Raw genomic sequence first — 13,044 nt, forward strand, 5'->3', positions numbered from 1 at the left:
ATGCGATCACTTCTGCGTTCCCCAGCCGTCCGGGCCATGGCCGGACGGCTCAGCTGGGGCCTCGGCGACCAGGCCGTTTCCAGTATCACCAACTTCGTGGTCGGGCTGTTCGTGGCGCGCTCGCTCGGCACGTTCGCCTTCGGCATGTTCAGCCTCGCTTGGGTCAGCTACGGCGTGGTGCTCAACCTTTCGCGCGGGCTGACGACGGATCCGCTGATGGTGCGGTTCTCCGGGGTACCCACGGAGACCTGGCGGACAGCGACCGCCAGGGCGACCGGCACGGCGCTCTCCGCGGGTGTCGTCGCCGGTGTGATCAGTGTGGTCGCCGGTCTCGTGGTGGGTGGCCCCATCGGCGGGGCGTTCGTCGCGCTCGGCGTGGTCATCCCCACCTTGCTGCTTCAGGACGCCTGGCGGTTCACCTTCTTCGCCGCCGGGCACGGGAAGAAGGCGTTCGTCAACGACGTCGTCTGGGGTATCGCGCTGATCCCGGCGCTGTTCATCGCGCACCGGTGGTTCGACACGGTCGTCGCGTTCATCCTGGCGTGGGGCCTGTCCGGTGCGGTCGCCGCCGGATACGGCTGTCTGCAGGCGGGGGTCCGGCCGGATCCGCGCGGCACGCTCGAATGGCTCAAACGACACCGCGACCTCGGTGCCCGGTACGTGGTCGAGAACGTCAGCAACGCCGGTTCGACCCAGCTGCGGATGTACGGGCTCGGCGCGATCGCCGGGCTCGCGAGTGTCGGCGCGGTACGCGGCGCCGAACTTCTGCTCGGACCGTTCTTCGCCCTTTTGATGGGACTTTCCCTGGTCACGGTGGCCGAAAGCGCGCGGGTGCTCCAACGGGCCCCGCATCGCCTTCGGAACTTCTGCGCCGTTCTCGGCGCGGGCCAGGCGGCCGCGGCCCTGCTCTGGGGTCTCGCCTTGCTTCTGGTACCCGACGACGCCGGCCGGTTCGTACTCGGTGACGTCTGGGATCCCGCCTCGCAGTTGATCCTCCCGGTCACCATCGGCATCGCCGCCGCGGGATTCAACACCGGGGCGGCCGCCGGATTGCGTGCGCTCGGCGCTGCGAAAAGGAGCCTTCGCGCCCAGCTGATCAACTCGGCAGGCTACGTCTGTTTCGGGCTCATTGGCGCCTTCTTGGCCGGGGCGTCCGGATCCGCATGGGGGGTCGCGTTGGCGATCACCAGCGGGTCAGCGGTGTGGTGGCTTCAGCTGCATGCCGCGCTCAAAGATCACCTGACTTCGGAGAAGGAAGAAATGAGGACGTCATGAGCACCGCTCCTCGGCTGAGCATCGGGCTCCCGGTCTACAACGGCGAGGACTACCTCGCCGAATCGCTGGACGCACTCCTCGGCCAAAGCTACGAGAACTTCGAACTGATCATCTCGGACAACGCGTCCGCGGACCGCACCGAAGAGATCGGCCGCGAGTACGCGAAGCTCGATTCCCGGGTTCGCTACGTGCGCCAGCCGGTGAACATCGGCTGCGCGCCCAACCACAACTACTGCGTCGACGTCGCCCGCGGCGAGTTGTTCAAGTGGGCCTCCGACGACGACCTCTACGCGCGCGACCTGCTGGAGCGCTGCGTAGAGGCGCTCGACGAGCATCCCGAGTTCGTCCTCTCGCACTCGTGGACGGCGATGATCGACGAGAAGGGTGTCGTCACGCAGGCGCTGGAGTACCCGCTCAACACGGTCTCGCCGCACGCCGCGGAACGCTTCCGCAGCACGCTGTTCGCGCCCGGCGGGGACGACGACGGCGCGGTCATCCGCACCGAGGTGCTGCGCCGCGTCGCGCCGCTGGACAGCTACCACCACGCGGACCGCACGATCATCTCGGAACTGGCCCTGCACGGCCCGTTCCACCAGGTGCCCGACTGGCTGTACTTCCGGCGCGACCACCCCGGCCGCTCCGAACACGAGCACCCGACCGTGCGCAGGCGGGCGACCAACCTCGACCCGAAGCGGGCCGACAAGCTGCGCCACCCGATGATCCGGCTGCTCGGCGAGTACGTCCTGGGTTACGTCAACGCGATCCGCACCGCGCCGATCTCCGGCGCGGAGAAGCGCGAGTGCTTCCGGTACCTGCGGCAATGGATGCTGAACCGGGCGGGAAACCCGGCCATGGGCCGGATGCCGGTCCAGGCAGAGGCCGAAACCGGACCCCGTGAGGTCTCCGTGGTCTCGGTCGTCGCCGGCCAGGAGGGACGAGTCCCTTGACCCCGCCCGTGAGAATCGGGCTGTTCGGTCTCCTCGGATCAGGGAATCTCGGTAACGACGGTTCCTTCGAGGCGGTTCTCGGGTATTTGCGCGCGGAGCATCCCGCTGCCGCGCTCAGTGTGATGTGCGGCGGTCCGGAAATCGTCGCGTCTCGCTACGGACTCGAGACGACCGCGTTGAACTGGTACCAGGGTGAGTACCGGACGGCCTCGGGGCCATTGTCCATCGCCATGAAGGGATTCGGCAAGCTCGTCGACGTCGTCCGCACGGCGGCGTGGGTGCGGCGCCAGGACGTGGTGATCGTGCCGGGGATGGGTGTCCTCGAATCCACCCTTCCCTTGCGGCCTTGGGGTTTCCCGTACGCGCTGTTGCTGCTTTCGGCGTCCGGCAAGGTGGTCGGCACGAAGGTGGCGCTGGTGAGCGTCGGCGCCAACGTGAGCACGCACCGGGCCACCCGGTCGATCATCGGCCGGGCCGCGCGGCTGGCGGCGTTCCGGTCCTACCGGGACGAGCCGTCTCGGGACGCGATGCGCGCGATGGGGGTGGACGTCACGAACGACCGCGTCTACCCCGATCTCGCTTTCGCCCTTCCGGCGCCGTCGGAACCGGTGCTGCCCCGTGCCGTCGGGGTCGGGGTGATGGCCTACTACGGCGGGAACGACGACCGGGCCCGCGCCGACGAGATCTACGAGTCCTATGTGGACAAGCTGACCCGGTTCGTCGCCGGGCTGGTCGCCGACGGCCGCCCGGTGCGGTTGTTCATCGGCGATCAGGCCGACCGGCAGGTCGTCGGCGAGATCATGCGGGAACTGGATTCCCCGCTGATCACCGCCGCCGACACGTCCACTTTGGACGATGTGCTGCGGGCGATGTCGGCGGTCGAGACCGTGGTCGCCACCCGGTACCACAACGTCCTGTGCGCGCTGAAACTGGCGAAACCGACGTTGTCCATCGGGTACGCCCGCAAGAACGACGTCCTCATGACCGCGCTGGGTCTCGGAGAGTTCTGCCAGCAGGCCAAGGAGATCGACCTCGACGCGCTGGTGCGCCAGTTCGCCGAACTCGAGAGCCGGGCGGCCGAACTGACCGAAACCCTGGTGAAACGCGGCGCGGAGCAAGTACGGCTGCTGGACGAGCAGTTCGCCGAACTGTCGGCCGCCTTCCTGCCGATGGGAGTCCGATGAAGACAACCCCGGTGCCCGCCATCGCGGGCGCGTACCTGTTCGAGCCGACACCGCACGCCGACGAACGCGGCTTCTTCAGCCGCACCTTCGACGCCGACGTCGTCCGGTCGGCCGGGATCGACCCGAACGGGTTCCTCCAGGACAGCGTTTCCCGGTCTCGAAGAGGAGTGCTGCGCGGGATGCACCTCCGCTCGGGCGCGGGCGAGGCGAAACTGGTCCGGTGTTCGTGGGGCGCCGTCTTCGACGTCGTCGTCGACCTGAGACCGGATTCGCCGACCTTCCTCGGCAAGGAGACGTTCGAACTGTCCGGGGAGACGCAGGTTTCGCTGTACATCCCGGCCGGGTGCGCGCACGGGTTCCAGGCGCTCACCGAATACGCCGACGTCTCCTACCGGATCGACCGCGCGCACGATCCGTCCGAAGACGTCGCGATCGCCTACGACGACCCCGAACTGGCGATCGACTGGCCGCTTCCGGCGGCCTTCGTCTCGGAGCGGGACCGCCGGGCCCTCCCGCTTTCCGCGGTCTTACAACCTGTTGGCGGAGCTGCGACGTGCCTCGCGGAAGGGACATAACGCGTGAACCCGCCCCGGCCGAAGGCCCCGCTATCGCGGTGGCAGGGCGCCCTTTGTCGCCACCGTGAGAAGTTCGACCAGGCCGCGCCGTGGGCGACGCGATCGCGGACGCGGGTTCACCGACAGGCACTTACAGAACACGAGGTGAAAGCATGACCCGTCAGCTTGCCCAGTCCATGCGGGCCAATGAGCGCCTCCACGCGATGATCCCCGGAGGCGCGCACACCTACGCCAAGGGCGACGACCAGTACCCGGAGAACCTGGCACCGGTCATCTCCCACGGGCTCGGCGCGCATGTCTGGGACGTCGACGGGAATGAGTACATCGAGTACGGCTCGGGGCTGCGCGCGGTCAGCCTCGGGCACGTGCACCCGCGGGTCAGCGAAGCCGCCCACCGGGAGATCGACCGGGGCGCCAACTTCGCCCGTCCGTCCATTGTGGAGGAACGGGCGGCGACGAAGTTCCTCGAGACCGTTCCGACCGCGGAGATGGTCAAGTTCGCCAAGAACGGCTCGGACGCCACCACGGCCGCGGTCAAGCTCGCCAGGGCGGCCACCGGCAGGCCGCTGGTGGCGATCTGCCGCGACCACGCCTTCTTCTCGACCGACGACTGGTTCATCGGCACCACGCCGATGTCATCGGGCATCCCCGGCGAGGTCACCGACCTGACCGTGTCGTTCCCCTACGGTGACCTGCCCGCCACGGAACAGCTGCTGCGGGAGCACGAAGGCCGGATCGCCTGCCTGATCCTGGAGGCGTCCACCCAGCTCGAACCACCGCCCGGCTACCTCGTCGGCCTGCGGGAACTCGCCGACCGGTACGGCTGTGTACTGGTCTTCGACGAGATGATCACCGGTTTCCGCTGGTCCGAAGCCGGAGCGCAAGGGCTCTACGGTGTCACGCCGGACCTCTCGACGTTCGGCAAAGCGCTCGGGAACGGGTTCGCCGTCTCGGCGCTGGCGGGCAAACGCGAACTGATGGAACTCGGCGGCCTCCGTACCGGCGGGGAGCGGGTCTTCCTGCTGTCCACCACGCACGGCGCCGAGACGCATTCGCTGGCCGCCGCGATCGCGGTCATGGAGACCTACACCGAAGAAGGCATCGCCGCGCGGCTGCACGCGCTCGGCGACCGGCTCGCCGCCGGGGTCCGCGAAGTCGCGGCCTCGGCGGGGGTCGGTGAACACGTCGTCGTGCGCGGCCGGGCGAGCAACCTCGTCTTCGGCACGCTCGACGCGGAGAAGAAACCGTCGCAGGACTACCGAACGTTGTTCCTGCGGCAACTGGTCACGGGCGGGATCCTCGGACCGTCGTTCGTGGTCAGCGGCGCATTGTCCGAAGAAGACATCGACCGGACTGTCGAAGTGGTCTCGCAGGCCTGCCTCGTGTATCGCAAAGCGCTCGACGCGGATGATCCGGCGCCGTGGCTGGGTGGCCGTCCGGTGAAGCCGGTATTTCGGAGAAGGGTATGAGTTCAGGGATCCGACATCGCTCGGCCGGCTCGCGCGCGCTCTGCGTCGCGCTGTCGGTATTACTGCTCCAGGTCGCCGTTGAATCCACAGCGGTGGCGACTCCAGAGCCGACCCGAGGGGTGTGCGGCACGACCGTCGGCGTCCCTTCCGCACCGGAAGGCGCCCAGGTCGTCGAACCAGGTGTCGATCTGACCGACAAGACCCGGTTCAGCCCGCCGGGGAGCACGTTCTGGCTCGCGCCCGGCACGCACATCCTGAGTTCCGACCAGTTCGGTCAGGTGATGCCCAAGGACGGCAACGTCTACCTCGGCGCGCCCGGCGCCGTGCTGGACGGACGCGGACTCAACCGCGCGGCCTTCACCACGCCGGCCAAGGACGTGGTGATCCGCGGGCTGACCATCCGCGGTTTCGTCGCCGAACGGGATCAGGGCGTGGTCAACCACGATTCCGGTGAACGCTGGACCATCGAAGGCAACGTCATCGAGGACAACGGCGGCGCCGGGATGATGACCGGGACCGGCCAGCGGGTGATCGGGAACTGCCTGCGGAACAACGGGCAGTACGGCATCAACGCCTACCGTTTCGGCGGCGGGCTGACCGATCTCGTGATCGAGGGCAACGAGATCTCCGGGAACAACACCGACGACTGGGAGACGAAGGTCCCGGGCTGCGGTTGCAGCGGCGGTGCGAAGTTCTGGGCCGTGAACGGCGCCGACATCGTCGGCAACTGGGTCCACGGCAACCACGGTGTCGGACTCTGGGCCGACACGAACAACAACGATTTCCTCATCGAGGACAACCTGATCGAGGACAACGCCTCGGAAGGGCTGTTCTACGAGATCTCCTACAACCTGGAACTGTTCGGAAACACGTTCCGCCGCAACGCGCTGGTACAGGGCCGCACCCGGGCCGCCAAGGGCGACAATTTCCCGGTCGCCGCGGTGTACCTCAGCGAATCGGGCGGAGAACCGAGGCTGCCCGCCCGGACCAGCCGGATCGACATCCGGGGCAACATGTTCTCCGACAACTGGTCGGGGATCACGCTGTGGGAGAACGCCGACCGGTTCTGCAACAGCCCGGCCAACACCTCCACACTGTCCTGTACGGCCTTGGTGTCGCCGACGTCCGCCTGCTCCGATCCGGGCATCAAGACCGAGCCGCTGTACGGCGACTGCCGGTGGAAGACCCAGCGCGTTTCGGTGCACGACAACACGTTCGAGTTCGATTCGTCGATGGAGGGCTGTCTCGGCCTCTGTGGACGGATGGCGGTGCTCTCGAACTACGGGACCTTCCCGGCCTGGTCGCCGTACCGGGGTGCCGTGATCTCGGAGGCGATCACCTTCCGGCAGGAGAACCGGTGGTACGACAACAAGTACTACGGGCCTTGGACGTTCGTCGCCCATGACACGTCGCGGCGGTTGACCGCGGCGCAATGGCAGGCCGCGCCCTATTTGCAGGACACCTGCAGCGGGTTCGGGGAGACGGAGACGTGCTGAAGGTTCACCTGTAAGTGTCCACCTGGGACCGTCCATAGTGGCTTACCGTTTCGGGTATGCCCGCGTTCCTGGTCATCTTGATGCTGCTCGCGACAGGAGTCGTCACGGCCTTACCGGCTGCGGCTTCTCCTGTCGCGGTCTGCGCCGCGGGACCGGTGAGCCCGGGGAAACCGGATGGCGCCGTGGTCATCTCCCCGGGGACCGATCTTTCCGCGAAGACGCGCGAACTCCCGGACGGCACGACGTTCTGGCTGACCGAGGGCAAGCACACCCTGGGCCCGGACGAATTCGGCCAGATCATCCCGAAGGACGGCAACGCCTACCTCGGCGCACCCGGCGCGATCCTGGACGGTGGCGGCGTCAACCGCTACGCGTTCACCCAGCAGGCGCGCGATGTCGTCATCCACGGCCTCACGATCCGCGGATTCGCGGCGCCACACGATCAGGGTGTGGTGAACCACGACTCCGGCGAGCACTGGATCATCGAGGGCAACACCATCGAGGACAACCGCGGCGCCGCGATGATGGCGGGACCGCGCCAGGAGATCCGGCGGAACTGCCTGCGGAACAACGGGCAGTACGGCATCAACGCCTACCGCGCCGGCGACGGGATCACCGGACTGCTCGTCGAGGGCAACGAGATCTCCGGGAACAACACCGACGACTGGGAAAAGAAGAATCCCGGCTGCGGTTGCAGCGGTGGCGCGAAATTCTGGGCCGTGAACGGCGCCGACATCCGCGGGAACTGGGTCCACCACAACCACGGCGCTGGCCTGTGGGCGGATACGAACAACAACGACTTCGTCATCGAAGAAAATCTGATCGAGGACAACGAGTCCGAGGCGTTGTTCTACGAGATCTCCTACAACCTCGTGGTCCGCGGGAACACCTTCCGGCGTAACACGCTTGTCCAGGGACGCGCTTTCGCCGCGCGTGGCGACAATTTCCCGGTCGGGACGATTTATCTTTCCGAATCGGGCGGGGAACCTCGGTTGAAGGCCCGGACTTCCTTGGTGGAGATCGTCGACAACGTCTTCGAGGACAACTGGGCCGGAATCACCCTGTGGGAGAACGCGGACCGTTTCTGCAACAGCCCGGCGAACACTTCGTCCGGCTCGTGCACGCTTCTCGTTCCTTCGGCCTCTTCCTGTTCCGCGCCAGGGATCGCGTCACGTCCGTTGTACGATGACTGCCGGTGGAAGACTCAGCGGGTTTCCATTCACGGCAACAAGTTCTCTCACGGATCCGATTGCTCGGGCTTTTGCGGGCGGATGGCGCTGCTGGCTAACTACGGGACCTATCCGGAGTGGTCGCCTTATCGCGGTGCCGTCGTTTCGGACGCGGTGACTTTTCGGCAGGAGAATCGGTGGTACGACAACGCTTATACGGGGGATTGGCGGTTTGTCGTTCATGACACTTCGCGGACGGTGGGGGTCTCTGGGTGGCAGGGGGCTCCTTACTCGCAGGACGCTTGTAGCTCTTTCGGGGATGGTGGGTGCTGAGGTCGCGACCGGCTGGGCGTGGCTTCGAGTGGGGAAGATTCCGGACGTTGAGTGTCCGGAATCTTCCCCACTCAACCGAATTCCGTCATGACAGGTCCGTTCATGCACCTTCTCGAACGATGTTGTCGGTGGTGGGGTCCATGGTGATCAGGTGCACCGAGGAACCTGGACGAGCAGTCCCCTTCTGACCCGTGGCCCACTGGTCCTCCGGGCGGCAGAACTTGAAGCCGCCGGAGTGCCGGACAGGACCATTAGACGCCGATGTGCTCCCGGCGGCCCATGGCAGCGGTTGTTGCCCGGAATCGTGTTGCTTCACAGTGGAGAACCCACCGATGAGCAGCGGCTCCAGGGCGCGTTGCTCCACGGCCGAGAAGGGGCGACTCTGACCGGCCTTTGGGCACTTCGCCGTCATGGTTTGGAGCGCTTACCTCAACCCCAAGACGTGCACGTCCTGGTCCCTCACGATCGCCGGGTCGTCACGACGGGCTTTGTGTACGTCGAAAGGACTCGAAATCCGCCCCGCCCTCATCTGAAGGGCGGTCTCCCGGTCGCCCCGGTCCCCAGAGCCGTCATCGACGCCGCCCGACGACTAACCGACGAAGACGAGATCCAGGCGATGATGGCCGAGGCCGTCCAACGCCGCTTCTGCACCACCGACATGCTCACCCACGAACTCGACCAAGCAGGACGCGCCGGAACCGCCCTGCCCAGGAAGGCCCTCACCCCACTCCTCGCTGGAGCCAGATCCGTCGCCGAAGCCGACGCATGGCGCCTCTGGCAACGCTCCGGACTCCCACCAGGCCACTGGAACGTCCCGATCTTCGACGCCAACGGGAACTACATCGCCACCCCGGACTTCTGGTGCGACGAGATCGCCTTCGCCTGGGAGATCGATTCCTACCGCCACCACGCGAACCTCGAAGACCATCGCGCCACCGTCGCCCGCAACGCGAGATACGTCGCCGCCGGGATCGTCGTGCTCCAAACCCTGCCGTCACGGCTGCGCACCGAGCCGGACGAGGTCGAGCGCGAGCTTCAAGCCGCGTTCCGGACCGCGCAGGCTCGCCCTCGCCCGGACGTCGAGCATGCTGCGTAGCGTGAGGGCATGGCAGAGACGCCTGAACCTTCGCCGGTGCTCAGCGATACCCGCGCGCTGCTCCTCGGCTACCTCGACGGGCTGTCCGAACAAGAGCTGCGCCGGAGCCTCGTGCCGTCCGGGTGGACCCCGCTCGGGATGGTCAAACACCTCGCCTGCACCGAACGCTTTTGGATCCGGCATTTGTTCGCAGGTGAACGGGTCGACTTCACCTGGCCCGGGACGGCCGAGCAGGAATGGCTCGTCGCGCCGGACGAGACCACCGGCGAGATCCTCGCGTTCTTCCAAGGGGAACGAGAGAACTGCGTCCGGCTGGCCGCGGTCACGCCCCTGGACACTCTGGCCGCCCGGACGACAAGACGTGGCGGTGTCGAGGAGCATCCGACCTTCGAGTGGGTCCTGTTCCACCTCGCGCAGAGCTTCGCCCGGCACGCGGGCCACGTGGACGTCGGCCGGGAACTGCTCGACGGCGTCACCGGGAAGTGAGCCGGTCCACCGCCCACGCCACCACCGGCACCACCGCGACAGCCACCCCGAAGCCCCCGAAAGTGTCCGTCGGATAGTGCGCCCCCAGCGCCACCTCGGCCCACCCCATCGCGAGCGCCGAGAACGCGACCAGCACTGCCAGCACCCCGGCCCCGCCAAGAGGCCCAAGACCGCGTACGTCGATCACCAGCAGCGCGACGACCGTCGCCACGGTCACCGCGAATGCCGTGTGCCCGCTGGGATAGGAGAGGAATTCGCCGTGGATCAGCCTGCCGGTCAGGGGTTTCAGGCCGGTGGTCAGCGCCACCGTCACCCCGGAGGCGGCCACCATCAGGATCGCCATTCGCGGCCGCCGGTGCCGCAGGCACAGCCAGCCGAACAGCGCGATGACCACCACGGCGCCCACCGGTTCGCCCGCGAAGTCGATCGCGGTCGCCAGGTACCAGAGCGGGCCTTCGACGCGGTCGATGGCCGGCAGCAGGAGGGCGTCCAGTCCGGCGGTGTGGGAGGTCCCGGCGTAGCGCACGCCGAGGATGAGGGCGACAAGGAAACCGAAGGCGCCCAGAGTCCAGAGCGGGACCCGCGCCCGCGGCGGGAGCGCGGATGGACCGGTGATCACGCGTCGATCGCGGCCTGGTAGCCGCCGACCAGCCGCTCGAGGCCGATCTTCGGGGTGAACTCCTGTTCGTACACCAGCCGGGCCGCCCAGCCCATCTCCTGGTTTCGTTCGGCGTCGCCGACGACCTCCCGCAGCCGTGCCGCGAGCGACTCGGGGTCGCCGGGTTCGTGCAGCAGGCCGGTGACGCCGTCTTCCACCAGTTCGCGGAAGGCGCCGTGGGCCGCGGCGACGGTCGGGACACCGGCGGCCATCGCCTCGACCACGACCAGGCCGAACGTCTCCAGCCATTCCGAGGGGGCGACGACGGCGTTCGAGCGGGCGATCAGGTCTCGACACTCCTCTTTGGACTGGAGACCGACATAGCGGACGTCGTCGCGGCCGTGTGCCCAGTGCGCGACCTCGTCCTGCATCGGGCCGGTGCCCGCGATCACCAGCGGCGGCAACGGGCCGCCCACCGCGGCGAGCCGGTCCCAGGCCTTCATCAGCAGGCCGATGCCCTTTTCCTCGGTGATCCGGCCGAGGAACAGCACATGCTCCCCCGCGCCCTTGCGCGTCTTGCCCGGATCGGCGACGAAGTTGTACTTCACCGCGAGCCGCTCGGCGGGCATCCCGGCGGCGATCAGCACCTCGCGTTGCGCCCGCGAGATGCAGAAGAACCGCGAAACCCCGGTCCACCAGCGGTTGCGGTTCAGCATCAGGCTCGCCGCCATCGGCACGGTGGCGAGCCCCGAACCGCGGTAGCACCCGTGCCGCACCGCCGGGATCGGTGTGCGTCCCACGCAATCGGTGCAGATGTAGCCCTCGCGGTACAGCGTGCCGGGCGGGCAGATCAGGGTGTAGTTGTGCACGGTCGCGACCGTCGGCACGCCTGCGTCGGCACAAGCGGCCAGCACCGAAGGCGACAGGAGCGGGAACGTGTTGTGGATGTGGACAACGTCCGGCCGGTCGTCGGCGAGACGCCGGGCCAGTTCCGCGCGCACGGCCCGGTTCCACGGCACCTGAAGCGGGATGACGGCCTTGCGTGGCAAGGACATCTCCGCGATGTCGTCGCTGCGCCGCTCGAAGAGGCCGACGTCGTGCCCGGCCTCGGCCAGCAGCGCGATCTCCTGGTCGACGACGTTGTTCTCACCGCTCGGCTGCTCGGATCTGTACCGATTGTGGATCACGAGGACCTTCACGCCGTCTCCTTGAGGAACTCGGGTTCGTCGGCGGGCACACGCACCAGCAGCGACGCGGCCAGGGCCAGGTGCAGCAGGTACGGCGACGCGTCGCCGAGGCCCGCCTCAGTGTAGGAGGCGGAAAGACAGTAGGTGATCAGGAAGATCGCGCACGCCCTCGCGGGCGACGGCGGCCGCAGCACCGCGACCACGACCAGCACGAGCAGGAACGCCGCCACGATCGCGATCCCGACGAAACCCTGCTCGTGGTAGACCGCGAGCCAGCTGCTGTCGATCGGGAGCCCGTCGTAGGACTTGTCGGTCAGGCCGACGCCGAACAGGTACTCCAGCGTCGTGCGCGGCGCGGCGAGCAGCGCGTCCCATACCTTCGCCCGGCCCGTGAGACTGGAGAAGTTCTCCTCGGACTGCCCCCGCAGGAACCACGCCTGGAGCAGCCCGCCCAGCACCGCGACGGCGAACACCCCGCCGAGGACCAGCCCGGTGAACACCTTGCGGGCGCGGGCGCTGGACATCCACTGCGACATCAGCGCCACGATGGTCCCGGCGACCAGGCCGAGCATCGCGGTGCGGGTGTGGGTCAGCAGCAGGATCCCGAAGGTCGGGACGATGACGATCAGCGCGTTCCGCCGGTCCAGTTTCCCGCCGAGCCACAACAGGGTCGTGAGGCCGATGACGACGGCCGCGTACTGGCCGACCTGCGGCGGCGTCAGCGGCCACAGTGTCCCGGTGAGCCGTCCGCCGTACTCGAACGGCATCGCGTTGCCAGGGCTCAGCGCAAGCCCGATCACCACAGTCACCAGCACCGCGCCGTAGGTGCGGATGTGCTGGCGGACGAGGTCGAGGCCGCCGTCCCACCAGCGGGTCAGCAACCACAGGGTGCTGAGGAACAGGGTGAACCGGAAGCAGCGGAACAGCGCACCGAACCCGCCTTCCAGGTTCAGGCTCGCGACGATGCTCAGCACCAGCAACAGCGTGAGCAGGAAGAGATAGGCGCTCGGCCTGACCCGCAGCTTGCTGTTCAGCGCCAGCGCGATCAGGAACGCGGCACACAGCGCGCCCATGGTGATCAGCTGGCTGACCGACCTCGGCAGCGGGATGACCGTCTTCGCGCCTGTCGAGCCCAGGGTGTTGATGATCAGCAGCGTCCAGACGACGCCGACCGCCTTGGGGGTGCTCCGGCGGATCGCCGCTTCGGCCCGGACCGCGGGATCGAGCAT

At 67.7% G+C, this 13,044-nt stretch carries 12 protein-coding genes; 9 read left to right on the forward strand and 3 right to left on the reverse strand.

The features are described from left to right. From ACLARN_RS03765 to ACLARN_RS03805, 9 genes are all read left to right on the forward strand, one after another. Nucleotides 1–1,275: a hypothetical protein gene (locus ACLARN_RS03765; protein ID WP_409489862.1), complete on the forward strand. Its 1,275-nt coding sequence runs from the start codon at nt 1–3 to the stop codon at nt 1,273–1,275. Next, nucleotides 1,272–2,222 carry a glycosyltransferase family 2 protein gene (locus ACLARN_RS03770; protein ID WP_409489863.1) on the forward strand — a complete coding sequence of 317 codons (951 nt, stop codon included), beginning with the start codon at nt 1,272–1,274 and terminating at the stop codon, nt 2,220–2,222. The genes ACLARN_RS03765 and ACLARN_RS03770 overlap by 4 nt, the downstream gene beginning before the upstream one ends. Continuing rightward, a complete protein-coding gene (locus ACLARN_RS03775) occupies nt 2,219–3,406 on the forward strand; it encodes a polysaccharide pyruvyl transferase family protein (RefSeq protein WP_409489864.1) in 1,188 nt (395 codons plus the stop codon). Before ACLARN_RS03770 ends, ACLARN_RS03775 begins: the two co-directional genes overlap by 4 nt. Further along, nucleotides 3,403–3,981 (forward strand): dTDP-4-dehydrorhamnose 3,5-epimerase, encoded by a 579-nt coding sequence (gene rfbC / locus ACLARN_RS03780; RefSeq protein WP_409489865.1) that lies wholly within the window; start codon nt 3,403–3,405, stop codon nt 3,979–3,981. The genes ACLARN_RS03775 and rfbC overlap by 4 nt, the downstream gene beginning before the upstream one ends. A 152-nt stretch (nt 3,982–4,133) precedes the next feature. Then, a complete protein-coding gene (locus ACLARN_RS03785) occupies nt 4,134–5,450 on the forward strand; it encodes a glutamate-1-semialdehyde 2,1-aminomutase (RefSeq protein ID WP_409489866.1) in 1,317 nt (438 codons plus the stop codon). Then, on the forward strand, nt 5,447–6,946 hold the full coding sequence (locus ACLARN_RS03790) for a right-handed parallel beta-helix repeat-containing protein (RefSeq protein ID WP_409489867.1): 1,500 nt from the start codon (nt 5,447–5,449) through the stop codon (nt 6,944–6,946). Before ACLARN_RS03785 ends, ACLARN_RS03790 begins: the two co-directional genes overlap by 4 nt. Before the next feature lie 56 nt (nt 6,947–7,002). Next, nucleotides 7,003–8,448, forward strand: coding sequence for a right-handed parallel beta-helix repeat-containing protein (locus ACLARN_RS03795; protein ID WP_409489868.1), 1,446 nt, complete (start codon nt 7,003–7,005; stop codon nt 8,446–8,448). Nucleotides 8,449–8,938: 490 nt separating this feature from the next. Further along, a complete protein-coding gene (locus tag ACLARN_RS03800; RefSeq protein WP_409489869.1) occupies nt 8,939–9,544 on the forward strand; it encodes a hypothetical protein in 606 nt (201 codons plus the stop codon). Between the two features lie 9 nt (nt 9,545–9,553). Further along, entirely contained in the window at nt 9,554–10,030 is a 477-nt protein-coding gene (locus ACLARN_RS03805) for a DinB family protein (protein ID WP_409489870.1), read from the forward strand. On the opposite strand, the gene ACLARN_RS03810 is transcribed toward ACLARN_RS03805, so the two are convergent. From ACLARN_RS03810 to ACLARN_RS03820, 3 genes are read right to left on the reverse strand one after another with little or no spacing between them, the layout of a single operon-like run. Next, entirely contained in the window at nt 10,017–10,649 is a 633-nt protein-coding gene (locus ACLARN_RS03810; protein ID WP_409489871.1) for a phosphatase PAP2 family protein, read from the reverse strand. The two genes, ACLARN_RS03805 and ACLARN_RS03810, sit on opposite strands and share 14 nt — an antisense overlap. Continuing rightward, the gene (locus ACLARN_RS03815) at nt 10,646–11,827 is read right to left on the reverse strand and encodes a glycosyltransferase family 4 protein (protein WP_409489872.1); all 1,182 of its coding nucleotides are present in this window, start codon (nt 11,825–11,827) and stop codon (nt 10,646–10,648) included. Before ACLARN_RS03815 ends, ACLARN_RS03810 begins: the two co-directional genes overlap by 4 nt. Next, a complete protein-coding gene (locus ACLARN_RS03820; RefSeq protein ID WP_409489873.1) occupies nt 11,824–13,044 on the reverse strand; it encodes an O-antigen ligase domain-containing protein in 1,221 nt (406 codons plus the stop codon). Before ACLARN_RS03820 ends, ACLARN_RS03815 begins: the two co-directional genes overlap by 4 nt.

It is taken from the genome of Amycolatopsis sp. cmx-11-12, from assembly GCF_046269425.1.
In the GTDB taxonomy this organism is placed as follows: domain Bacteria; phylum Actinomycetota; class Actinomycetes; order Mycobacteriales; family Pseudonocardiaceae; genus Amycolatopsis.

Bases quoted from the DNA above. Each gene is read 5' to 3' on its own strand.
- ACLARN_RS03765 (WP_409489862.1), top strand. From the start codon at position 1: ATGCGATCACTTCTGCGTTCCCCAGCCGTCCGGGCCATGGCCGGACGG.
- ACLARN_RS03795 (WP_409489868.1), top strand. From the start codon at position 7,003: ATGCCCGCGTTCCTGGTCATCTTGATGCTGCTCGCGACAGGAGTCGTC.
- ACLARN_RS03790 (WP_409489867.1), top strand. From the start codon at position 5,447: ATGAGTTCAGGGATCCGACATCGCTCGGCCGGCTCGCGCGCGCTCTGC.
- ACLARN_RS03805 (WP_409489870.1), top strand. From the start codon at position 9,554: ATGGCAGAGACGCCTGAACCTTCGCCGGTGCTCAGCGATACCCGCGCG.
- ACLARN_RS03785 (WP_409489866.1), top strand. From the start codon at position 4,134: ATGACCCGTCAGCTTGCCCAGTCCATGCGGGCCAATGAGCGCCTCCAC.
- ACLARN_RS03820 (WP_409489873.1), bottom strand. From the start codon at position 13,044: ATGCTCGATCCCGCGGTCCGGGCCGAAGCGGCGATCCGCCGGAGCACC.
- ACLARN_RS03770 (WP_409489863.1), top strand. From the start codon at position 1,272: ATGAGCACCGCTCCTCGGCTGAGCATCGGGCTCCCGGTCTACAACGGC.
- rfbC (WP_409489865.1), top strand. From the start codon at position 3,403: ATGAAGACAACCCCGGTGCCCGCCATCGCGGGCGCGTACCTGTTCGAG.